20 protein-coding genes are annotated in these 22,300 nt (G+C 71.0%); 5 read left to right on the forward strand and 15 right to left on the reverse strand.

The annotated features are described in order from the left end of the window. Position 1 precedes the first annotated feature (1 nt). Positions 2 to 1,894 carry an acetolactate synthase large subunit gene (locus IE317_RS13690; protein WP_191309921.1) on the reverse strand — a complete coding sequence of 631 codons (1,893 nt, stop codon included), beginning with the start codon at positions 1,892 to 1,894 and terminating at the stop codon, positions 2 to 4. Between the two features lie 324 nt (positions 1,895 to 2,218). Between IE317_RS13690 and IE317_RS13695 the strand changes: the two genes are divergently transcribed. Both IE317_RS13695 and ilvD read left to right on the forward strand, forming a co-directional pair. Further along, a complete protein-coding gene (locus tag IE317_RS13695) occupies positions 2,219 to 2,659 on the forward strand; it encodes a PH domain-containing protein (protein ID WP_191309922.1) in 441 nt (146 codons plus the stop codon). A gap of 81 nt (positions 2,660 to 2,740) precedes the next feature. Next, a complete protein-coding gene (gene ilvD / locus IE317_RS13700) occupies positions 2,741 to 4,585 on the forward strand; it encodes a dihydroxy-acid dehydratase (RefSeq protein ID WP_191309923.1) in 1,845 nt (614 codons plus the stop codon). Positions 4,586 to 4,770: 185 nt separating this feature from the next. On the opposite strand, the gene IE317_RS13705 is transcribed toward ilvD, so the two are convergent. Then, positions 4,771 to 5,346, reverse strand: coding sequence for a DoxX family membrane protein (locus IE317_RS13705; protein WP_191309924.1), 576 nt, complete (start codon positions 5,344 to 5,346; stop codon positions 4,771 to 4,773). Between the two features lie 37 nt (positions 5,347 to 5,383). After that, positions 5,384 to 6,292 carry a 2-hydroxyacid dehydrogenase gene (locus IE317_RS13710; protein WP_191309925.1) on the reverse strand — a complete coding sequence of 303 codons (909 nt, stop codon included), beginning with the start codon at positions 6,290 to 6,292 and terminating at the stop codon, positions 5,384 to 5,386. Positions 6,293 to 6,357: 65 nt separating this feature from the next. Between IE317_RS13710 and IE317_RS13715 the strand changes: the two genes are divergently transcribed. Beyond that, positions 6,358 to 7,566 carry a PQQ-dependent sugar dehydrogenase gene (locus tag IE317_RS13715; RefSeq protein ID WP_191309926.1) on the forward strand — a complete coding sequence of 403 codons (1,209 nt, stop codon included), beginning with the start codon at positions 6,358 to 6,360 and terminating at the stop codon, positions 7,564 to 7,566. Positions 7,567 to 7,902: 336 nt separating this feature from the next. On the opposite strand, the gene IE317_RS13720 is transcribed toward IE317_RS13715, so the two are convergent. The 8 genes from IE317_RS13720 to gatC all read right to left on the reverse strand — a co-directional run bounded on the left by IE317_RS13720 (position 7,903) and on the right by gatC (position 15,868). Next, positions 7,903 to 9,045, reverse strand: a complete 1,143-nt coding sequence (locus IE317_RS13720; protein WP_191309927.1) for a Gfo/Idh/MocA family protein — start codon at positions 9,043 to 9,045, stop codon at positions 7,903 to 7,905. Then, positions 9,045 to 9,764, reverse strand: coding sequence for a cupin domain-containing protein (locus IE317_RS13725; RefSeq protein WP_191309929.1), 720 nt, complete (start codon positions 9,762 to 9,764; stop codon positions 9,045 to 9,047). Before IE317_RS13725 ends, IE317_RS13720 begins: the two co-directional genes overlap by 1 nt. After that, on the reverse strand, positions 9,761 to 10,681 hold the full coding sequence (locus IE317_RS13730) for a PmoA family protein (RefSeq protein WP_191309930.1): 921 nt from the start codon (positions 10,679 to 10,681) through the stop codon (positions 9,761 to 9,763). The genes IE317_RS13725 and IE317_RS13730 overlap by 4 nt, the downstream gene beginning before the upstream one ends. Further along, positions 10,678 to 11,748 carry a Gfo/Idh/MocA family protein gene (locus tag IE317_RS13735; protein ID WP_191309932.1) on the reverse strand — a complete coding sequence of 357 codons (1,071 nt, stop codon included), beginning with the start codon at positions 11,746 to 11,748 and terminating at the stop codon, positions 10,678 to 10,680. The genes IE317_RS13730 and IE317_RS13735 overlap by 4 nt, the downstream gene beginning before the upstream one ends. 265 nt (positions 11,749 to 12,013) lie before the next feature. Beyond that, complete coding sequence (locus tag IE317_RS13740; protein ID WP_191309934.1) at positions 12,014 to 12,544, reverse strand: hypothetical protein; 531 nt, start codon at positions 12,542 to 12,544, stop codon at positions 12,014 to 12,016. Between the two features lie 8 nt (positions 12,545 to 12,552). Continuing rightward, positions 12,553 to 14,058 carry an Asp-tRNA(Asn)/Glu-tRNA(Gln) amidotransferase subunit GatB gene (gene gatB / locus IE317_RS13745; RefSeq protein WP_191309935.1) on the reverse strand — a complete coding sequence of 502 codons (1,506 nt, stop codon included), beginning with the start codon at positions 14,056 to 14,058 and terminating at the stop codon, positions 12,553 to 12,555. Beyond that, positions 14,055 to 15,572, reverse strand: coding sequence for an Asp-tRNA(Asn)/Glu-tRNA(Gln) amidotransferase subunit GatA (gene gatA / locus IE317_RS13750; protein WP_191309936.1), 1,518 nt, complete (start codon positions 15,570 to 15,572; stop codon positions 14,055 to 14,057). Before gatA ends, gatB begins: the two co-directional genes overlap by 4 nt. Next, entirely contained in the window at positions 15,569 to 15,868 is a 300-nt protein-coding gene (gene gatC, locus IE317_RS13755) for an Asp-tRNA(Asn)/Glu-tRNA(Gln) amidotransferase subunit GatC (protein WP_043780795.1), read from the reverse strand. The genes gatA and gatC overlap by 4 nt, the downstream gene beginning before the upstream one ends. 236 nt (positions 15,869 to 16,104) lie before the next feature. Between gatC and IE317_RS13760 the strand changes: the two genes are divergently transcribed. Next, positions 16,105 to 16,758, forward strand: a complete 654-nt coding sequence (locus IE317_RS13760) for an amino acid-binding protein (protein WP_043781008.1) — start codon at positions 16,105 to 16,107, stop codon at positions 16,756 to 16,758. 65 nt (positions 16,759 to 16,823) lie between these two features. On the opposite strand, the gene IE317_RS13765 is transcribed toward IE317_RS13760, so the two are convergent. From IE317_RS13765 to IE317_RS13780, 4 genes are all read right to left on the reverse strand, one after another. Further along, positions 16,824 to 17,318, reverse strand: coding sequence for a GNAT family N-acetyltransferase (locus IE317_RS13765; RefSeq protein ID WP_191309938.1), 495 nt, complete (start codon positions 17,316 to 17,318; stop codon positions 16,824 to 16,826). Continuing rightward, entirely contained in the window at positions 17,311 to 19,467 is a 2,157-nt protein-coding gene (gene ligA / locus IE317_RS13770) for an NAD-dependent DNA ligase LigA (protein WP_191309939.1), read from the reverse strand. The genes IE317_RS13765 and ligA overlap by 8 nt, the downstream gene beginning before the upstream one ends. A gap of 11 nt (positions 19,468 to 19,478) precedes the next feature. After that, complete coding sequence (locus tag IE317_RS13775; protein ID WP_191309941.1) at positions 19,479 to 20,183, reverse strand: hypothetical protein; 705 nt, start codon at positions 20,181 to 20,183, stop codon at positions 19,479 to 19,481. 84 nt (positions 20,184 to 20,267) lie between these two features. Then, entirely contained in the window at positions 20,268 to 21,305 is a 1,038-nt protein-coding gene (locus IE317_RS13780; RefSeq protein ID WP_191309943.1) for a methionine synthase, read from the reverse strand. A gap of 121 nt (positions 21,306 to 21,426) precedes the next feature. Between IE317_RS13780 and IE317_RS13785 the strand changes: the two genes are divergently transcribed. Next, complete coding sequence (locus IE317_RS13785; RefSeq protein ID WP_191309944.1) at positions 21,427 to 22,251, forward strand: phospholipid scramblase-related protein; 825 nt, start codon at positions 21,427 to 21,429, stop codon at positions 22,249 to 22,251. The last annotated feature ends 49 nt before the right edge of the window (positions 22,252 to 22,300 follow it).

Raw genomic sequence — 22,300 nt, forward strand, 5'->3', positions numbered from 1 at the left:
CTCAGCGCTCACCCTCTCCGGCGGCTTCCGCGGCGGCCTCGGTGGTTTCGACCGAAACCTCGTCGTCGTCGAACAGCGGTCGGATGCCCCGGACCGCCATGATCTCGTCGTTGCCGGTGCCCGCGGCGACCATCGGCCACACCTGGGCATCCTTCCCCACGACGAAGTCGATCACGACGGGGCGGTCGTTGATTTCCATCGCGCGGCGGATGGTGGCGTCGACGTCCTCCTTCGTCTCGCAGCGCAGGCCGGCGCAGCCGAGCGCCTCGGCCAGCAGGACGAAGTCCGGGATGCGGTGCTTGTGCGTCCCCAGGTCGGTGTTGGAGTACCGCTCCGAGTAGAAGAGGTTCTGCCACTGCCGGACCATGCCCAGGTTGCCGTTGTTGATGACGGCGACCTTGATCGGCGCGCCCTCGATGGCGCAGGTGGCCAGCTCCTGGTTGGTCATCTGGAAGCAGCCGTCACCGTCGATCGCCCACACCGGCGTGTCCGGGACGCCGAACTGCGCGCCCATCGCGGCGGGCACGGCGTAGCCCATGGTGCCGAGGCCGCCGGAGTTGATCCAGGTGCGCGGGTTTTCGTACTTGACGAACTGCGCGGCCCACATCTGGTGCTGGCCGACACCGGCGGCGTACACGGCGTCCGGGCCGACGAGCTCGCCGATCCGCTCGATGACGTACTGCGGCGACAGCGAACCGTCGTCGGGCCATTCGTAGCCGGCCGGGTAGGTCTTGCGCCAGTCGTCGGCCTGGGTCCACCAGTCGGCGAGGTCCGGACGGCCGCTGTGGTCGAACTCCGTCTTCACGGCGGTGATGAGCTCGCCGATGATTTCCTTGCAGTCACCCACGATCGGGACGTCGGCCTTGCGGTTCTTGGAGATCTCGGCCGGGTCGATGTCGGCGTGCACGACCGCGGCGTCCGGCGCGAACGAGGACAGCTGGCCGGTGACCCGGTCGTCGAACCGGGCGCCGAGCGCGATCAGCAGGTCCGCGCGCTGCATGGCGGCGACCGCGGCGACCGAGCCGTGCATGCCCGGCATGCCGAGGTGCTGCGGGTGCGAGTCGGGGAACGCGCCGCGCGCCATCAGCGTGGTGACGACCGGGATGTTCGTCAGCTCGGCGAGCTGCTTCAGCTGCTCGTGCGCTTCGGCCTTGATCACGCCGCCACCGACGTAGAGCACCGGGCGCCGCGACTTCGCGATCAGCTTCGCGGCTTCGCGGACCTGCTTGCCGTGCGGGCGCAGCGTCGGGCGGTAGCCCGGGAGGCGCAGCTCCGTCGGCCAGGAGAACGAGGTCATCTCCTGCAGCACGTCCTTGGGGATGTCCACCAGGACGGGGCCGGGCCGGCCCGTCGCGGCCAGGTGGAACGCCTCGGCGATGGTCCGCGGGATGTCCGCGGGGTCGGTGACGAGGAAGTTGTGCTTGGTGATCGGCATGGTGATGCCGCAGATGTCGGCTTCCTGGAACGCGTCGGTGCCGATCAGCGCGCGCGACTGCTGGCCGGTGATGGCCACGACCGGGACCGAGTCCATGTTCGCGTCGGCGAGCGGGGTGACCAGGTTGGTCGCGCCGGGGCCCGAGGTGGCCATGCAGACGCCGACCTTGCCGGTGGCCTGCGCGTAGCCGGTGGCAGCGTGGCCGGCGCCCTGCTCGTGGCGGACCAGGACGTGCCGGACCTTCGTCGAGTCGAGCAGCGGGTCATAGGCGGGCAGGATGGTGCCGCCCGGAATCCCGAAGACCACCTCGGCGCCGACGGCCTCGAGCGAGCGCACGAGGGACTGCGCGCCGGTGACGCGCACCGGCGTTCCCGCCGGAGGGGCCGGCTTCGGACGTGCTCCGGGCGTTCCGGGCGTCGGCCCGGGCTTCGCGTCGCTGCGCGACGTCGCACTGGTCATCGGATCTGCCTCGTGGGTCTCGGTGTCACTCGTTCGGGTCGGTTTTGTGCGGTGGGGCCGGGAATCTCTTCCCTTGGGCAACAAAAAACCCTCGCCGACCGTAAGGTCGCACGAGGGTTCGCGCGTCGACGCAGCGGAAAGTCTTCCCTAAGCGTCGACGCGCTTGGGAAGTACGAGGCCGGTCAGCGGTGTCACGGCGATGACGCTAGACCGAACGCCCCGCGGGTGTCAACTCTGCGGGATGACGTGTCCGCATCGTGGACGTGGGTCACACCGGCGCGACCCGGGTTCGAGCCCGGCGTGCGCGCGGTGCACCATTTCTCCGTGGCCGAAAAACAGCAGGACGAAGGCCGGAAGGCCGTCTTCCGCGTCCCCCGCACGTCGTTCATGGCGATCGCCCTCCTGACGATCTGCGTGACGCCGATCGCGCTCGGGGAGATCCCGTACCTGCAGTGGCTCTACCTCTTCCCCATCGCGCTGGCGGTGTTCGTGGTCCGCCACCGCACCGTCGCGACGCGCTCGGGGCTGGCGGTCCGCACGGTGTTCGGCCACCGCGACATCCCGTGGTCGGCGTTGAAGGGGCTCGCGATCACGAAGAAGTCCCGCGTGCAGGCGGTGCTGCAGGACGATACGAAGGTGCCGCTGCCGACCGTGCGGACCCGGCACCTGCCGGTGCTGTCGCTGGTCAGCGAAGGGCTGATCGCCGACCCGAGCGGGGTGCTGCAGGCCGAGGACATCAAGCCCGGGACACCGGCGAGCGAGTAACCCCGCGGCGTTTGCTGGGAACCCGACGGCGTAAATTGGTCCTACCAGTTTCGCCGGCCACCCTTTGACCTGGGAGTTCCCGTGCCGCCTCTCCGTTCCCGGACCACCACCCACGGCCGCAACGCGGCGGGCGCGCGCTCGCTCTGGCGCGCCACGGGCATGACCGACAGCGACTTCGGCAAGCCGATCGTCGCGATCGCCAACTCCTACACGCAGTTCGTGCCCGGCCACGTGCACCTCAAGGACCTCGGCGAGATCGTCGCGGACGCGGTCAAGGAAGCGGGCGGCGTCGCGCGCGAGTTCCACACGATCGCCGTCGACGACGGCATCGCCATGGGCCATTCCGGCATGCTCTACTCGCTGCCCTCGCGCGAGATCATCGCCGACTCGGTGGAGTACATGGTCAACGCGCACCAGGCCGACGCGCTGGTGTGCATCTCCAACTGCGACAAGATCACCCCGGGCATGCTCAACGCGGCGATGCGGCTGAACATCCCGGTGGTGTTCGTCTCGGGCGGCCCGATGGAGGCCGGCAAGGCGGTCGTCGTCGGCGGCGTCGCCCAGGCCCCGACCGACCTGATCACCGCGATCGCGGCGTCGGCGAGCCCCGAGGTCGACGAGGACGGGCTGGCCGTCGTCGAGCGTTCGGCGTGCCCGACGTGCGGTTCGTGCTCGGGCATGTTCACCGCGAACTCGATGAACTGCCTCACCGAAGCCCTCGGTTTGTCGCTTCCCGGCAACGGCTCGACGCTGGCGACGCACGCCGCGCGCCGCGCGCTGTTCGAGCAGGCCGGGCGCACGGTCGTCGAGCTGTGCCGCCGCTGGTACGAAAACGACGACGACTCGGTCCTGCCGCGTTCGATCGCGTCGAAGGCGGCGTTCGAGAACGCGATGGCCCTCGACATGGCGATGGGCGGTTCGACGAACACGGTGCTGCACATCCTCGCGGCCGCCCAGGAGGGCGAGGTCGACTTCACGATCGCCGACATCGACGCGATCGGCCGCCGCGTGCCGTGCCTGTCGAAGGTGGCGCCGAACTCCGACTACCACATGGAGGACGTCCACCGCGCGGGCGGAATCCCGGCGATCCTCGGCGAGCTGTACCGCGGCGGCCTGCTCAACACGGACGTGTGGTCGGTGCACTCGCGTGACCTCGAATCGTGGCTTTCGGAGTGGGACATCCGGGCTTCGTCGCCGTCTGCCGCCGCTCTCGAGCTCTTCCACGCGGCGCCGGGCGGGGTCCGCACGACCCAGGCGTTCTCGACGTCGAACCGCTGGTCGTCCCTGGACACCGACGCTGCCGGCGGCTGCATCAGGGATGTCGAGCACGCGTACACGAAGGACGGCGGCCTGGCGATCCTCCGCGGAAACCTCGCGGAGAACGGCGCGGTGATCAAGTCCGCGGGCATCGACGAGGACCTGTGGCACTTCGAGGGCCCGGCGCGCGTCCTGGAGAGCCAGGAGGAAGCGGTGTCGGCGATCCTGAAGAAGGAGATCCAGCCGGGCGAGGTCCTGGTGATCCGCTACGAGGGCCCGGCGGGCGGCCCGGGCATGCAGGAGATGCTGCACCCGACGGCGTTCCTCAAGGGCTCCGGCCTCGGCAAGAAGTGCGCCCTGATCACGGACGGCCGCTTTTCCGGTGGGTCGTCGGGCATTTCGGTGGGCCACATCTCCCCGGAGGCGGCCGCGGGCGGCCTGATCGGCCTGGTGGAGAACGGCGACCGGATCCTGCTGGACGTCCACGAGCGCCGGCTGGAGCTGCTGGTGGAGCCGGAGGTCCTGGTGGAGCGCCGGGCGAAGATGGAGGCGTCCGAGCGGCCGTGGCAGCCGAAGGACCGCCAGCGCCCGGTGACGGCGGCTTTGCGCGCGTACGCCCGGATGGCGACGTCGGCGGACACGGGCGCGGTCCGCGACGTGAACAAGTAAGCCAGGCTGGTTCGAGAAGGCCGTCCCGGGTTTCCCGGGGCGGCCTTTTCCGCTCCACCAGGCGATTTTTCGGCACACCAAGACCTCGGCCCCCTGGGGGACCTCCGATTTCAACATTACCGGCGCCCACCGACAGTTTTCCGGCGTCGCGGAGGCCGGAGCCGCCCCGCCGAGTCGTCCCCCGGCTACCGCGTCAAGACGATGACCACGACGGTCGCCGCGGCGGCGAGCAGCAGCGACACCAGTCCCAGCGGCAACGGCCGCTTCCGCCAGGGCGTGTTCCGCTCCAGCGAAATCGGCCCGGCGCCGGTGAACAGCAGGCTCAGCGCCGAGAGCCCCAGCAGCAGCTCGAACTCGAACCCCTGCCCCGAGCCCTCGAAGAACCCGCCGTGGAACTTCGCGTACACCGCGTTGGCCGCCACCCCGAGCAACCCGGCCGCGGCCAGCGGCGTGAACAGCCCGACGATCACCAGCACCCCGCCGCCGACCTCGGTGACCCCGGTGATCCACGACAGCAGCGTCGTCTGCTTGTGGTAGCCGAACGTCTCCAGCACCCGCGCGAACCCGCCGATGCCCGGCCCGCCGAACAGGCCGAACAGGTGCTGCAGCCCGTGCGCGCCCATGGTCACGCCGAGCGCCAGCCGCAGAATCAGCAGGCCCAGCCCCAGCCCGCCCTGGCGCGGCGTGTCGTCCGACCGATCGTCCTCGACGCCCGACAGGAGGCTGGTGGGCTGCTGCGAAAAGTCGTCTCCACTGCTCACCCGCGCAGGTTAGGGGATCGCCGCGGGCCTGGCGAGCTCAGTATTCGCCGTGCACCAGGTTGTCCGGCAGCTCGCCGCCGGCGTACCGGGCGATCTCGGCCGCGGCGACGGCGTAAGAACGACCACGAACCCCGCGGACGGCCCCGCCGACGTGCGGCGTCAGCAGCAGCCCGGGCACCGTCCACAGCGGGTGCCCGGCGGGCGGCGGTTCGGGGTCGGTGACGTCGAGAGCCGCCCGCAACCGGCCCGTGGTCAATTCGGCGACAAGAGCGTCGGTGTCCACGACAGCGCCGCGCGAGACGTTGACCAGCACCGCGCCGTCGCGCATCCGGGCCAGGAACTCCGCGTCGACCATCCCCCGCGTGCGGGACGTCAGCGGCACCATCAGCACCACGACGTCGTGCAGCTCGAGCAGCCCGGGCAGCTCACGCACACCGTGCACGCCCTCCCGCGCGGTCATCCCGACCATCGTGCAGCGCGCGTCGAACGGCTCGAGCCGGCGCCGCAGGTGCTGCCCGAGGTCGCCGGCGCCGACGACGAGCACGCGCTTGCCCTGCAGCGTGTCCGCCGTCTGCCGCTCCCAGCGGCCTTCGCGCTGCGCCACGGCGAACACGTCCAGCTTCCGGTACATCGACAGCAGCGCGGCGACGACCCACTCGGCCGTGCTCCCGCCGTGCGCACCGCGGCAGGTGGAGAGCAGGACGCCGTCGGGCACCTTGCCGACCCAGTCCTCGGCGCCGGCGGACAGCAGCTGGATCAGCTTCAGGTTCGGCAGCGTGCGCCACAGCTGCTCGCCCGGCGGGTGCTTGCCGGGGATGAGCACCTGGGCCTTCGCGGCCTCGGGCGGCACCGGCTCGCCCCACTGGTAGCGCACGGGCAGGACCCGCGGGACCTCGGCGAGCACGGTCATGCCCTCGTCGTCGGGCACCAGCACGGTCAGCGTCATGATCCCCAACGTAATCGAGGAGTACTCACCCATGGTTCACGCACCGGCCCCTAGGCTGGGGGATCATGCGCACCCGCTACCGCTCGGCCCTGCTGGCGATCTTGGCCTGCGGCGTCCTGCTGCCTACTGGGTGCGCGCGGTTCGACGACACCGCGGCCGGCCAGACGTTCAGCCCCGCGCCCGTCCCGAGCCCCGAGTCGCCGCCCGAGGTCCAGGGCCCCGGCGCGGACTCCGGCAGCGACCCCAAGCAGGCACGCCCGGGCCAATCCGCCGCGCCCGTGCCGCCGCCGCAGGGCTGCAAGGACTTCGACCCGTCGGTGATCGCGACGTGCCTGGACACCGTCGCCGCGGTGGCCGGCCTGCCGGGTGACGGCTCCACGCCGACCGCGCTGGCCGGCGAGCGCAAGAGCGGTCGCGTCCTGCTGGCGACGGCAGGCAAGGACGCGACGGACTTCGCGAAGCTCGACGTCCAGGCGGCCGGCGACGGCGGCCTGACCGGGCTCGCGCTGTCGCCGTCGTACGTCGAGGACCAGCTGGTCTTCGCCTACGTCACGACCGCGACCGACAACCGGGTCGTCCGGTTCGCCCAGGGCCAGCCGCCCAAACCGGTGCTCACCGGCATCCCGAAGGGCGCGTCCGGCAACCGCGGCACGATCGGCACGGACAACCGGGGCGCGCTCCTGGTCGCGACCGGCGACGCGGGCGACCCGAACGCCGCGGCCAACCCGAGCTCCCTCGCCGGGAAGCTGCTGCGGATCGACACGTCCGGCAAGGCCGCGGCGGGCAACCCGAACGGCTCGCTCGTGGTGGCGGCCGGCCTGCACGCGCCGGGCGGGGTGTGCGCGTCGGCCGACGGCGGCCGCGTCTGGGTCACCGACCGCCTCGCCGACAAGGACGCCCTCTACCGGATCCAGCCCGGCCAGCCGCTGACGACGCCGGCGTGGACGTGGACGGACAAGCCGGGCGTCGCGGGCTGCGCCGACTTCGTCGACGCCAACGGCTCCCTCTCGGTCGGCACGTCCCTGGCCGGCAACCTGCAGAACCTGCCGGTGAGCCCGGACGGCGCGATCAGCGGCAAGCCGACGGTCAGCCTCGACGGGAAGACCGGCAAGCCGCCGGTGACGTACGGGCGGCTGGCCGGCATGAGCATGATCAATCCCCAGCTGGCGGTGGCGGGCACGGTCAACAAGGATGGCGGCACCCCGGTCTCCAGCGACGACCGCGTCGTCCTGATCACCCCGGCCACCTCCGGCGGCGGCAACGGCAAGGACTGACCTGCGCGTTTCCGTCTGTCGCCGATAATCGACCCACGGCCGGACCCGCACCGCCCCTGTCGCCGATAAACGACCACACCGGACCCGCGCCGCGGTCGCCGACAATCGACCGCACTCAGGTCGCGCCGCCGTCGCCGATAAACGACCACGGCCAGACCCGCGCCGCCATCGCCGACAAACGACCACGGCAGACCCGCACCGCCCGTCGCCGATAAACGACGACTGGCCAGAGCGCCCCCCTCGCCGAAACCGACTGCGGCCAGACCCGCCGTCCATCGCCCACCGGAGCCGGGGCGGCCCGCCGCCTCCCCGGCCCACCGCCTCCCCGGCAGCCGGTCAGCTCAGTGGCTTCAGCTCCACCCGCCGCCCTTCAGCGGACGACGTCAGCCCGGCTTCCGCCACCTGCAACCCCCGGGCGGCCGAGAAGAAGTCGTACCGGTGCTGCCGCCCGGCGACGACGTCACGCACGAACTCCTCCCACTGCGCCTTGAAGCCGTTGTCGAACTCGGCGTTGTCCGGCACTTCCTGCCACTGGTCGCGGAAGGGTTCGGTGGCCGGCAGGTCCGGGTTCCAGACCGGCTTGGGCGTCGCCGAGCGGTGCTGGACGCGGCACCGCCGCAGCCCGGCGACCGCGCTGCCTTCGGTGCCGTCGACCTGGAACTCGACCAGCTCGTCGCGGAAGACCCGCGTCGACCAGGACGAGTTGATCTGCGCGATGACCCCCGACTCGAGCTCGAAGATGCCGTACGCGGCGTCGTCCGCCGTCGCCGCGTACGCCTCGCCCTGTTCGTCCCAGCGGCGCGGGATGTGCGTCACCGCCTTGGCCGTCACCGCCGAAACGCGGCCGAAGAGGTTCTCGAGCACGTAGTTCCAGTGGCAGAACATGTCGAGCACGATCCCGCCGCCGTCCTCGGCGCGGTAGTTCCAGCTCGGGCGCTGCGCCTCCTGCCAGTCGCCCTCGAACACCCAATAGCCGAACTCGCCGCGCACCGACAGGATCCGCCCGAAGAACCCGCCGTCGACCAGCCGCCGCAGCTTGAGCAGCCCGGGCAGGAACAGCTTGTCGTGCACGACGCCGTGGCAGATCCCGGCGTCCCGCGCGAGGCCGGCCAGCTCCAGCGCCGCCGGGAGCGTCTCGGCGAGCGGCTTTTCGGCGTAGATGTGCTTGCCCGCCGCGATCGCCGCTCGCACCGACGGCTCCCGCGCGGACGTCAGCTGCGCGTCGAAGTAGATCTCGACGTCCTGCAGCGCGGAGTCGGTGTCGGTGGTCCACGCCGTCAGGCCGTGCCGGTCGGCGAGGTCCTTGAGCTTCGCGGCGTTGCGCCCGGCGAGGATCGGCTCGAGCTGGACGCGGCTGCCGTCCGGCAGGGCGACACCGCCCTGTTCGCGGATCGCCAGGACCGACCGGAGCAGGTGCTGCCGGTAGCCCATCCGGCCCGTCACCCCGTTGAGCAGCACTCCGATGCTGGACTGGTTCATCACTGCAAGCCTTCCTGGTCGAGCGGGATGTCGTATTCGGTGCGGCGCCCGCACATGCCGTAGCCGTCCGGGTTCGACGGCGTCGCGACCCGCAGGCCGGACCGGTCGAGGTGGCTCCCGTCGCCGTCGGCGAGCGCCTTCAGATGGGCGCCGGTCAGCTCGGCGGCCCGCAACGCCCCGGCCTGCCAGCGCGGTATCCACTCTGCGACCTTCGGCGCGACGAGCGCGACGGCCGCCCGGTGGAACGCCCGCAGCGGTTCCGGATCGCCGTCCCGCAGGGCCTCCCGCAGCGGCAGGTACCCGCGAACGGCCAGGTCACGGCGTTGCCGAGCGGCGTGGTCGGTTTTCGGCAACGCCGCGGCCTCGGCGTAGGCGGCCGGGTCGGCGAGCACGTCGGGCGGGAACGTGAAGACGGCGTCCCCGGCCTCCGGCAGCCCGCTGTTCTGCATGAGGACCGTGACGCGCAGGCCGTCGTCCTGCACCATCCGGTGTACGGTGCCGGGCGCGAACCACGCGATGACCCCGGCTGACAGCGGCGTCTCCGCGTAGCCGTCACCGCTCAGAGTCTGGACCGCGCCCCGGCCCCCGGTGACGACGTAGGCCTCGGTGCAGGCGAGGTGGACGTGCGGACTGCCCCCGCAGACGCCGTCCTCGGCCGCCCAGTCGTAGGCGCGCAGGTGCGAGACGCCGATGCCACCCGGTAGCGGAAAATCGTTCATGACCAGCCGTGCCCGTCGAGGTAGCGGGCGACCCGGTCGCGGTCCCAGACCCCGTCGGCGACGACGATCCGGTAGCGGTAGGTGAAGCTCTCGCCCGGCGGCAGGTCGAATTCGTCGAAAAACGCCCACGAGAAGGCGACCATGGGCTGGTCCCCCGACCGGACGAACCAATGCGACTCGTGGATCGCCTTGTCGTTCTCGGGCGCATGGGCGAAGACGAGCGTCGAATGCGCGTCGACGCCGTCGTGCTCGCCGACGAACGCGAGCCACGGCGCCTGCGTGCCCATCATGGCCTCGCCTTCGAGGTCGCCGGGGCCGAGGACGCGGCCACCGCCGAAGTCCCGGGGCCCCCGCCAGTGCAGCCCGGTGTACCCGGCCAGCTCGCGGCCCGCGGTGGTCGGGCTGCCGAACACGAGCGCGGTGTCGCGGATGTTCGTCAGCTCGATCCCCCAGTCGAGCGCCCAGGACCCCAGCTCCGGTTCGACGGAGTGGACGACGATGTCGCGCCGCTCCCGCGCCCACTCCTCTCCGCCGTTGGCGACCCAGGTGAGGCCCTCGGTGAAGCTCAGCCGGTCGCGTTCGACGGTGAAGGCGGTGAATTCGTCGTGCCGCATCGAGCCGATGCGGTCGGGCAGCTCCTGGTACCAGTCACCGGGGACGTAGGTGTGCCCGCCCCAGAAGTTCTGCCCGGACAGGTGGCTCGCGGTCATCTGCAGGCCCTTGTGCCAGCGGTGGTCGGCGGGCCGGTAGCCGCTGACGGGCCGGCCGCCGAGGGTCCGCAGCGGGTGGGCGTAGGGCTTGCGCGACTCGAAGGCCACCGGGTCGGGTTTGTACACATAGGGCATCAGCTGGACGCCGCCCGCCTCGACGGCCACGTGCTCGCCGTGCCGGTGGGTCACCGTGATCGTCGCGCTCATCCGCGGCCTCCTGCCTGGTCGCCCGCCATGGAGCGGTAGAAGGGGTCGCCGGGCCCGATCTCCCCGCGGCGCACGCCGAGCCCGGTGGACGCGGACTTGTAGAGCGCGGCGATGAACTCGAGAACCTGCCGCCCGTCGTCCCCGCTGCACGGCGGCCGCCGCCCGGCCCGGTAGGCGGCGAGGACCGGCGCGAACGCGGCGGCGTGCGAGCTGTCGACGTCGGCGGCCGGGGTGTGCCACCGCTCGGCGGCCTCCCCGCCGACGTGCGGCGCCGGCGTGTAGCGCCAGTCCTTGACGCCGTATCCGTAGAGGTGGGTGAGCTCCGCGGTGGCGCGCTCGCAGTCGATCCGGATCCGGCTCACCTCGTCCGGTGAGAGCACGCTGTTGACGACGGTCGCGAGCGCGCCCGATTCGAACCGGACCAGTGCGGTGGAGACGTCCTCGGTCTCGACGTCGTGCACGAGCCGAGCGGTCATCGCCCGCACCTCGGCCCAGTCGCCGAGCAGGTGGAGCAGCAGATCCATCTGGTGGATGCCGTGGCCCATGGCCGGGCCGCCACCCTCGGTCTCCCAGCGTCCCCGCCACGGCACCGCGTAGTAGACGGCATCGCGGTACCAGGTGGTCTGGCAGTGCGCGACGAGCGGGCGCCCCAGCTCCCCGCCGGCGAGCAGCTCACGGAAGTGCGCGGTGGCCGAGCCGGACCGCTGCTGGTAGACGAAGGCGGCGTACGGACCGCCGTCCCGCTCGGCGACGGTCATCTCGTCGTACTCGGCGAGCGACCGGCACGGCGGCTTCTCACACCAGACCCAGGCCCCGCTCTCGAGCGCCTTCTTCGTCTGCTCGACGTGCAGGCTGGGCGGCGTACAGATCGAGACGAGGTCCGGTTCCTGCTCGGCGAGCAGCGTGCCCAGGTCGTGGTACGGCTTCGCGTGGTCGGTCGCGGCGCAGAACGCGGCGACCCGTGCCTCGTCGACGTCGGCGGCGGCCACGATGTCGACGTCTTCGTGGTGGACCTCGAAGGCGGTCCGGTGGCTTTCCGCGATGGCCCCGGTCCCGACGACCGCCACCCGTAAGCGCTTTCCCTGAGCCAACCCGGGTCTCCCTCCACGGCTCCGGCGCCCCAGCAACGCCGATCCACGCCGCCCGGGCACCCGCGGACGGCGGCCGCCACGACCGGGCTGACCTCTCCGACCGTTCCAGAAAGCGCTTTCTCATGCAACGGGCGACCGCGATGTCAACGTTGTCAACGGCTGCGATCCACCGGTCGGACGACTCGCGCAGCCGGTCGGAAATTCTCCAGCGGCAGGACTCTTACCGAAGTGGCCGCGAAGATCAGCTGCTTTTGCTGCGGGTCTTCCGCGGCTGCCGGCTCTCGGCCCGCATCGCCCGCATGTCCAGGAAAGAGGCAACGCCGGACACCAGTGCCGCGAACAACCCGAGGTACCGGCCGAGGCCGGGCTCGATGGCGACCCCGGCGGCCTCGAAGATACCGCGCTGGTCGGCGTCGAACTCCCAGTCCAGGGTCGCCCAGCCCAGCGCCATCAGCAGCAGCGACGCCGCGGCGACCACCAGCCACAGCTGCGGCAGGCCGCTGACGCGCAGGGTCCGGATTCGCCCGAAAACGACCACGACCAGCCCGGCCAGCAGCAACGGCAGCGGCGGGCACCAGGCGAAGAAGCTCGAGTGCCATGCGTCGCGGACGACGTCACCGTGGGGCAACTGCGCGAGGATGCCCTCGATGTCCGGTCGGGTGGCGGTCAGCGTGGTCCACGGCAGAAACGTCGAACCCAGCGCGAGCAGCCCGGCCGCCAGGCCGAGCCACTCGCGCCAGGTGACGCTTTTGACGGAGAACGGCTGTGTCATGAAAACGGTCAGGAACCGACGCGCTCGATGATCAGTTCGCGCACCCGCTTGGCGTCGGCCTGCCCCTTGGTCGCTTTCATGACCGCGCCGACGATGGCGCCCGCCGCGGCGACCTTCCCGCCGCGGATCTTGTCCGCGACGTCCGGCTGCGCCGCCAGGGCCTCGTCGATCGCCGCGAGCAGCGCCGAGTCGTCCGAGACGACCTTCAGCCCGCGCTTCTCGACGACCTCCCGCGGCTCACCCTCACCGGCGAGCACGCCCTGGACGACTTCCTTCGCCAGCTTGTTCGTCAGTTCGCCGGACGTGACTAGCCCGATCACCTCGGCCACCTGGGCCGGGGTGATCGCCAGCTCGGCCAGCTCGACCTCGCGGGCGTTGGCCTCCTGGGCCAGGGTGTTGACCCACCAGCCACGCGCGTCGTCCGGCGATGCGCCGGCCTCGACGGTGGCCGCGACGAGGTCGACGGCGCCGACGTTCAGCAGGTCACGCAGGGCCTCGTCGGAAAGCGACCATTCCTGCTGGATCCGCTTCCGCCGCTCCGACGGCATCTCCGGCAGCGTCCCGCGCAGCTCCTCGACCCACTCGCGCGACGGCGCGATCGGGACCAGGTCGGGCTCCGGGAAGTACCGGTAGTCCTCCGCGGTCTCCTTCGTCCGGCCCGAGGACGTGGTGCCGTCGGCCTCCTGGAAATGCCGCGTCTCCTGCTTGATCGAACCGCCCTCGGCGAGGATCGCCGCCTGCCGCGTCATCTCGTAGCGGACGGCGCGCTCGACGCTGCGCAGCGAGTTGACGTTCTTCGTCTCGGTGCGGGTGCCGAACTCGGTCGCGTCCTTGGCCATCAGCGAGACGTTCGCGTCGCACCGCAGCGAGCCCTGGTCCATCCGGACGTCGGACACGTCGAGCGCGCGCAGCAGGTCCCGCAGCGCACTCACGTAGGCCCGCGCCACCTCGGGCGCCCGCTCGCCGGTGCCCTCGATCGGCTTCGTCACGATTTCGATCAACGGCACGCCGGCGCGGTTGTAGTCGAGCAGCGAGTGTTCGGCACCGTGGATCCGCCCGGTGGCGCCGCCGACGTGCAGCGACTTGCCGGTGTCCTCCTCCATGTGCGCGCGCTCGATCTCCACGCGCACGACCTCGCCGTCGTCGAGCGTGACGTCGAGGTAGCCGTTGAAGGCGATCGGCTCGTCGTACTGCGAGGTCTGGAAGTTCTTCGGCATGTCCGGGTAGAAGTAGTTCTTCCGCGCGAACCGGCACCACTCGGCGATCTCGCAGTTCAGCGCGAGACCGATCCGGATGGCCCCCTCGACGGCCTTGCCGTTGACCGCCGGCAGCGCCCCGGGCAGGCCGAGGCAGGTCGGGCAGACCTTCGTGTTCGGCTCGCCGCCGAACTCGTTCGGGCAGCCGCAGAACATCTTCGTGTTCGTGTTGAGCTCGACGTGGACCTCGAGCCCGAGCACCGGGTCGAACCGCTCGACGACGTCGGCGTAGTCCATCAACTCGGCCACGGCAGTCACTTCGTTCCTCCCAGCTCCGGGACCTTGTGGATGAGCGCCCCACCGGCGGCGGCGTCGCGGGCGGCCTCGTAGGCGGCGCCGACCCGGTAGAGCCGGTCGTCGGCGAGCGCCGGGGCCATGATCTGCAGCCCGACGGGCAGGCCGTCCTCGTCGGACAGCCCGCTCGGCACGCTCATCGCGGCGTTGCCGGCCAGGTTCGACGGGATCGTGCACAGGTCGGCGAGGTACATCGCCATCGGGTCGTCGACGCGCTCGCCGATCTTGAACGCCGTGGTCGGCGTCGTGGGCGAAACGAGGACATCGACCTGCTCGAAGGCGGCGTCGAAGTCACGCGTGATGAGCGTGCGCACCTTCTGCGCCGAGCCGTAGTAGGCGTCGTAGTAGCCGGACGACAACGCGTAGGTGCCCAGCATGATCCGCCGCTTGACCTCGGCGCCGAAGCCCTTCTCGCGAGTGAGCGACATGACCTCTTCGGCGCTGTGCGTGCCGTCGTCGGCGACGCGCAGGCCGTAGCGCATGGCGTCGAACCTCGCGAGGTTCGACGAGCACTCGCTCGGGGCGATCAGGTAGTACGCGGGCAGCGCGTAGACGAAATGCGGACAAGAGACCTCGACGACCTCGGCCCCGAGCGCGCGCAGCTGCTCGACCGCGGCCTGGAACGACCGCAGCACGCCCGGCTGGTAGCCGTCGCCGCCGAACTCCTTCACGACGCCGACCTTGACGCCCTTCAGGTCACCGTTCGCGCCCTCGCGCGCCGCAGCGACGACCGGCGGCACCGGCGCGTCGATGGACGTCGAGTCCCGCGGGTCGTACCCGGCGATGACCTCGTGCAGCAGGGCGGCGTCGAGCACCGTCCGCGCGCAGGGCCCGGCCTGGTCGAGCGAGGACGAAAAAGCGACCAGGCCGTACCGCGACACCCCGCCGTAGGTCGGCTTGACCCCGACGGTCCCGGTGACCGACCCGGGCTGCCGGATCGACCCGCCGGTGTCGGTGCCGATCGCGATGGCGGCCTCGAACGCCGCGATCGACGCCGACGAGCCACCGCCCGACCCGCCCGGGATGCGGGCGTGGTCCCACGGGTTGTGCGTGGGCCCGTACGCGGAGTTCTCGGTCGACGACCCCATGGCGAACTCGTCCATGTTCGTCTTGCCGAGGATGACGACACCGGCCTCGCGCAGCTTGCGCGTCACAGTCGCGTCGTACGGCGGCAGCCAGCCTTCGAGCGTTTTCGAACCACAGGTGGTCGGCACGCCTTCGGTGGTCAGGACGTCCTTGAGCGCGAGCGGGACACCGGCCAGCGGCGATGCAGGCGCGTTGCCTTCGGCGATGCCCTCGTCGACCTTCTTGGCCGCGGCCAGCGCGCCCTCGGTGTCGACGTGCAGGAACGCATGGATGTGGTCGTCGACCTCGGCGATCCGGTCCAGGTGGGCCTGCGTGACCTCGACCGCGGACACCTCGCGCGAGTGGATCTTGTCCGCCAGCTCCGCGGCGGTCAGCTTGATGAGCTCGGTCACTGCTCTTCCCCCAGAATCCGCGGCACCCGGAAACGGCCCTCTTCGGCGGCCGGCGCACCGGCCAGCGCCTGTTGCTGCGTGAGCCCGGGGACGACCACGTCCTGTCGGAAGACGTTCGTCAGCGGCACGGCGTGCGACGTGGGCGGTACGTCGGCGGCGGCGACCTCGCTCACCTTGGCCACCGAGTCCAGGATCTGGTCGAGCTGGCCGGCGAAGACGTCGATTTCGTCGTCGGTCACGGCCAGCCTGGCCAGCTTCGCGAGGTGCGCGACCTCGTCTCGGGAAATGTTGGGCACGCGGGTGACTCCCGGGTTGTGCTGTGCGGGTTGTCTCGGAAGCTGCAAGTCTATGGTGGCGGCGCGGGCGGACTCGACTGGGTTACGCCCGGCGCAGGCAGGCTGCCGTCCGGCGACGCTCACATCCCGCCCGGCGGACAGCAGGTCCCGCGAGCCGAGTAGGTCTGTCACAATCGGCGACCGGCATCGAGCGTCCCACGGCAAGGCTGGGACGCCAGAGGTGAGAGGGGCGCGTGGTGTCGTTCCTGATCCGGGTCCTCCTTCCGGACAGCCCGGGGACCCTCGGCGCGGTGGCCACGGCGCTCGGCACGGTAGGCGCCGACATCCTCAGCGTGGACGTCGTCGAGCGCGGCAGCGGAGTCGCCGTCGACGACCTGGTGGTCGAACTTCCGTCGGGCCGCTTGCCCGACGCGCTGATCACGGCGGCGGAGAGCGTCGAGGGCGTCGAAGTGGACGCGGTCCGTCCCTACGCGGGCGTCCTGGACACGCATCGCGAGCTCGAGCTCGTCGAGGAGATCGCCGCGCAGCCGAAGTCCGGCCTCGACATCCTCGCCGAGGGTGTCCCCCGGATCGTGCGCGCCGGCTGGGCGATGATCGTCGAACATTCGGAGACGGGCGCGGTCCGGCTGGCCTCGTCCAGCGCCGCCCCGGAAACCCCGATCACCGACCTGCCGTGGCTGCCGCTCGAACGCGCGACGGTTCTCGACAGCGAGGAGGCCTGGATCCCGGAGACGTGGAAGGAGCTCGGCACCGAGCTCGCCGCGACCCCGCTCGGCAAGCCGGGCAAGGCGCTGCTCGTCGCCCGTCCCGGCGGCCCGAACTTCCGCGCCGCCGAGGTCGCCCGGCTCGCCCACCTCGCCGGCATCGTCGCGGTCGTCCTCGACGGGTAGCCCCGCACGCCGTCGAAAAGGGACGAGCCTTCCACGGGCTCGTCCCTTTTTCGACGAAGCCCAGGTCAGAGGTCGATCTGGTAGGCGATGAGGGTGATGTGCGGGAACGGCCGCCAGTCTCGCTCGGCCAGGCGCGTGAACCCGAGACGTTCGTAGAGCCGATGCGCGCTGTGCATCCGGTCGAGGCTGCTCAGCACCACCTTGCGGAGCCCGAGCGCACGAGCGTGGTCGAAGACAGCCTTGATCAAGGCTTCGCCGACACCGCGGCCACGCGCCGACGGCGCCACCGCCAGCATCCGGAACTCCAGCTCCCCCGGACGCGAGATCTCGGCGTACTCCGACCCGGGCCGCACGATGGTCACGGTGCCGACCACGTTCCTCGCCCCGTCCACGGCGACGAGAACCTCAGCCGCCTCGGCCCGCCGCGCGACGTCACGCAGCATCGCGTCGTAGCCGACGTCGTCGGCCAGGTGGCCGTCGGCTTCGTACGCCTGGACCGTGACCTCGCCCGCCGCGGCGTATTCCTCGGCCCGCGGCGGCCGGATCTCGACCTCACCCATCCGATCCCCCAGTCTCTCCTTCGGCGGTCTCGTCGCCGGCCGGCAGCGCCACCTCCCGCGCCGCGTCGGGGCCCTGCTCCAGCAGGACGCGGAAGCCGCCTTCGTCGAGCACCGGCACCTTGAGCTGAACCGCCTTGTCGTATTTCGAACCAGGCGAATCCCCGACGACGACGAAAGCGGTCTTCTTCGAGACCGACCCGGCGGCCTTGCCACCGCGGGCCATGATGACCTCCTTGGCCTCGTCGCGGGAGAAGCCGTCGAGCGAGCCCGTCACCACGATCGACAGGCCCTCGAGGTTGCGCGGGATCGAGTCGTCGCGCTCCTCCTCCATCCGGACGCCGGCGCGTCGCCATTTTTCGACGATCTCCCGGTGCCAGCCGACCTCGAACCACTCCTGCGTCGCGCGCGCGATGGTCGGGCCGACGCCGTCGACGTCCGCGAGCTCCTCCTCGGTCGCCTGCTCGATGCGCTCGATCGAGCCGAACTCTCGCGCCAGTGCCTGCGCCGCGGTCGGACCGACGTGCCGGATCGACAAAGCGACCAGCACCTTCCACAACGGCCGGTCCTTCGCCACCTCCAGGTTGGCGAGCAGCTTCCGCGCGTTCGCCGACAACTCGCCGGCTTTGGTACGGAAGAGTTCCACCTCGGCGAGACTGTCCTCGTCGAGGTCGAAGACGTCGCCCTCGTCGGCGATCACCCGCGCGTCGAGCAGCGCAGCCGCCGCTTCGTACCCGAGGACCTCGATGTCGAAGGCGCCGCGCCCGGCCAGGCTGAACAGACGCTCTCGCAGCTGCGCAGGGCAGAACCGGCTGTTCGGGCACCGGATGTCCTTGTCGCCCTCTTTCTGGTAGGCGAGTTCGGTACCGCAGGCCGGGCAGTGGGTGGGCATGACGAACTCGCGCTCGTCACCGGTTCGCGCGTCCACCACCGGCCCGAGCACCTCGGGGATGACGTCACCGGCCTTCCGGATGACGATCCGGTCGCCGATCAGCACGCCCTTGCGCTTGACCTCTTCCTGGTTGTGCAGGGTGGCCCGCGCGACGGTCGACCCCGCGACCTTCACCGGCTCGGTGACGGCGAACGGGGTCACCCGTCCGGTCCGCCCGACGTTGACCTGGATGTCCAGCAGCGTCGTGATGGCTTCTTCGGGCGGGTACTTGTACGCGATCGCCCACCGTGGCGCGCGTGACGTCGTGCCGAGCCGCCGTTGCAGCGCCACCCTGTCGACCTTGATGACCACGCCGTCGATCTCGTGCTCGGCGTCGTGCCGGTGTTCACCCCAGTAGGTGATGTGTGCGGTGAGTTCGTCGGCCGACGTCAGGACTTTGCTGTGCGGCGACACCGGTAGCCCCCAAGCCGCCAGCGCGTCGTACGCCTCCGACTGACGCTGGGGCTCGAAGCCGTCGCGCTTGCCGAGACCGTGGCAGATCAGCCGGAGGCGCCGCTCGCGCGTGATCTTCGGGTCCTTCTGCCGCAGCGAGCCGGCCGCGGTGTTGCGCGGGTTCGCGTACGGCGGCTTGCCCGCCTCGACCATCTTCGCGTTCAGCTCGAGGAAGTCCTCGACGCGGAAATAGACCTCGCCGCGCACCTCGACCAGGGCGGGCACCGGGAACTGGTCGGTGGCGGTGAGCGTTTCCGGGACTTGGTCGAGCGTGCGGACGTTCAGCGTGACGTCCTCCCCGGTCCGGCCGTCGCCGCGGGTGAGGGCCCGGGTGAGGTGGCCGTTTTCGTACAGGAGGTTGATCGCCAGGCCGTCGATCTTCAGCTCGGCCAGGAACTCGGTCTGCCCGACCTCCTTCTCGACGCGTTCCACCCACGCCAGGAACTCGTCCCGGTCGAACACGTTGTCCAGGCTGAGCATGCGCTCGAGGTGGTCGTACGCGGTGAATTCGGTCGAGAACGTGCCTCCGACACGCTGCGTCGGCGAATCGGGCGTGACCAGCCCGGGGTAGTCGTCCTCGAGCTGCTGAAGTTCGCCCAGCAGCTCGTCGAACTGCCCGTCGGAGATGATCGGCGAGTCCAGGACGTAGTAGCGGAACTGGTGGTTGCGCAGTTCCTCGGCGAGGGCGCCGTGCCGCTCACGCACGTCGGCCGGGACGTCGGTCACGTCCTCGGCGTTCTGGTCCTGGGGAAGGTCGGTGCTGCTCACGGGTGGTAACCCTAGTCGGCGGTACCGACATTTTCGTCGTGGTTGCCGCCCAGTCCGCGGACCAGTTCACGGAACTCCAGAAGGGTGATGGAGCCGGCGGGCTCGGCTTCGGCGGTCTCGACGCGCCGTAACCGTTCGGCGGCGAGCCGTTCACCCAATGTCGCATCGAGGGGCAGGAAGGTCATGGTCTGCCGGGTGGCGTCGTCGAGGTCGCCGAAGCGCGGGTGGAAGACCGCGACGTCGACCACCTGCTCGTCGTCGTCCACCTGAGCGACGACGCGGACTTCGGCCAGCGCGATCCGGTGCCTGCCGAGGTTCACCGTGACCTCGGTCGGATCGGGGACCGGCGGAACCGAGTCGTGGTACTCCCAGATCGCGTCGTCCGGCGGGGCGGCAGCGCGCCACGCGTCGGTGAACGGCCGCACTTCAGGGTCTTCCTGGCCCGTCACGACCAGGGCGTAGATCGCTTGGCGACCACGCTCCAGCGAGAAGTGCAGCCGCGGGTGCAGCGCCTCCACCAGCTCGCAGAGCTCGTGCTCGACCCGATGTGGCTCGCCCTCGCCCAGAGCGGCACTGACCATCGGAAGCAGCTCGAACCAGCCGTGCCAGAACGCCTCCGCGGCGGCTGCGGGATCATCCGGCACGGGCTGCTCCGGCCACGCGGTGCGCGGGTCGGGCGGGTCGGCGGCGGTGCTCTTGCGGCGGAACAGACGCATGGTTTCGGGAGGTCCTCGTTCGGTCGGCTACTCGCCAACGCTACTTGCCGGCCGAGGCGGACGTCCGCGAGTCGCCGGATTCCGTCACCAGCCTTCCGGCGGCTCCACGAAGGCTTTGCCGAGGTCCCGGGTGAGCGAGAGGGCGCGGCGCATCCATTCCGGCGTCGCGCCGGCGAGGCCGCAGGCAGGCGTCGGCACGGCCCGTTCGGCGAGGACGCTGCGGTTGAACCCGAGCCGGTCGGCCAGCCGGAACGCCGGCTCACCGACATCCTTCAGGCTCGGCGGCGCTCCGGGCGCCGTTGCCGGCACCGCCCCCAGGAACAACGTGGCCCCGCCGTCCCACACTTCGCCGATCTCGTCGAGGAACGCGGCGGAGGCGCCGTCGAGCGCGGCGAGGTCGAACGCCAAGGCGTCCGCGCCGGCCTCCCGCAGCAGACCGAGAGGCGGTTTCGCGGCGCAGCAGTGCAAGATCACCGGGCGATCGGTGATGCGGCGGGCGCCGTCGATGACGGTGGTGAGCAGCTGGCGGGCTTCGGGCGCCGGCACTGCCGGGACGTTGCCGTAGCCGGACGGCGTCGACAGGCCGCCGGCCAGCACCGCGGGCAACGACGGTTCGTCGAACTGGACCACCACCGGCGCACCGGTCCTGGCCTGCACCTCCGCGACATGTCCGGCCAGGCCGTCCAAGAGGGACGACGTGAAGTCCCGCAGGGCCCCGCGATCGGTGAGCACCCGATGCCCCCGGGGCAATTCGATTCCGGCGCCCAGGGTCCACGGCCCGGCCAGCTGGATCTTGAAGACCGGCGGGGTGACCCCGGCCTTCTCCCGCGCCTCCTGCACGGCGTCGAGATCCCAGCGGAGCAGGTCGACGGCCCGGCGATGTTCGTGCCCAGGCCGGGACGCGACGCGATAGCCACTCGGCACGACGTCGACGGCCAGATCGACGAGCAGTGCGGCGGTCCGGCCGAGCATGTCCGCGCCGACGCCGCGGGCCGGCAACTCGGGCAGGTGCGGGAAGTCGGGCAACTCGCCGAACACGACGGCAGCCGCTTCGGCGGGATCGTTGCCCGGCATCGAGCCGATCGCCGTCGCGGCTCCGCTGGCCCAGATTCGCTCACTCACGGCCACCGATTCTGGTCGATCCCTGGACGACGGCACCGGCCGGGGCGCCGGGATGCGGACATTCACCGCATATCCCTTGACCGGCACCATGGGTGCGTCCACGGCGATAGGCTGACCGGCCATGACCAGTTCCCCACCGCAGCCGGGCTGGTACCCGGACGCGCGGGACCCCCGTCTGCACCGATGGTGGGACGGCCAGGCCTGGACCGCCGACACCCGGCCGGCCTACCCCTCCCCGCCATCGAGCGATTCCGAGCCGATCGAGCTGGACATCGAACGCGCCCACGACCCGGCCCGGATCCAGAACCAGGTCAATCGCGCGACACGCGGCCGGGGCGCCGCACGCGCCGGGAGCGGCACCCTGTTCACCGAGCCGGTCCTCGTGGTCAACCAGCGAGCCAAGCTGATCGAGATGGCCAACGAGTTCGGCGTCTTCGACCAGCACGGCAACCAGCTCGGCGGGGTCGTCGAGGTGGGCCAGAGCACGCTGAAGAAGGCGATCCGGCTCCTGACCAACTACGACCAGTTCCTGACCCACAAGTTCGAGATCCGCGACGCCAACCACAGCACCGTGCTCAAGGTGACCCGGCCGGCGAAGGTGTTCAAGTCCCGGTTCCTCGTCACCAGGGCGGACGAGACGCCGATCGGTGAGATCGTCCAGGAGAACGTCTTCGGCAAGATCCGGTTCGGCTTCATCGTCGACGGCAGGTCGGTCGGCGGGATCTTCGCCGAGAACTGGCGCGCCTGGAACTTCTCGATCCGCGACCACGCCGGCACCGAGGTCGCCCGGGTGACCAAGACCTGGGGCGGGTTCCTCAAAGCCGCCTTCACCACGGCCGACAACTACGTCGTGGAGATCCCTCACCCGCTGCCGGATCCGCTCGCCAGCATGGTGGTCGCGGCCGCCCTGACCATCGACACCGCGCTGAAGCAGGACACCGACTGACCGAGGTGACCGGCGTCTCATCTCCTCCCGGTGGACAGCGGGCCCGGCA

Source organism: Amycolatopsis bullii, from assembly GCF_014654205.1.
Classification (GTDB): domain Bacteria; phylum Actinomycetota; class Actinomycetes; order Mycobacteriales; family Pseudonocardiaceae; genus Amycolatopsis; species Amycolatopsis plumensis.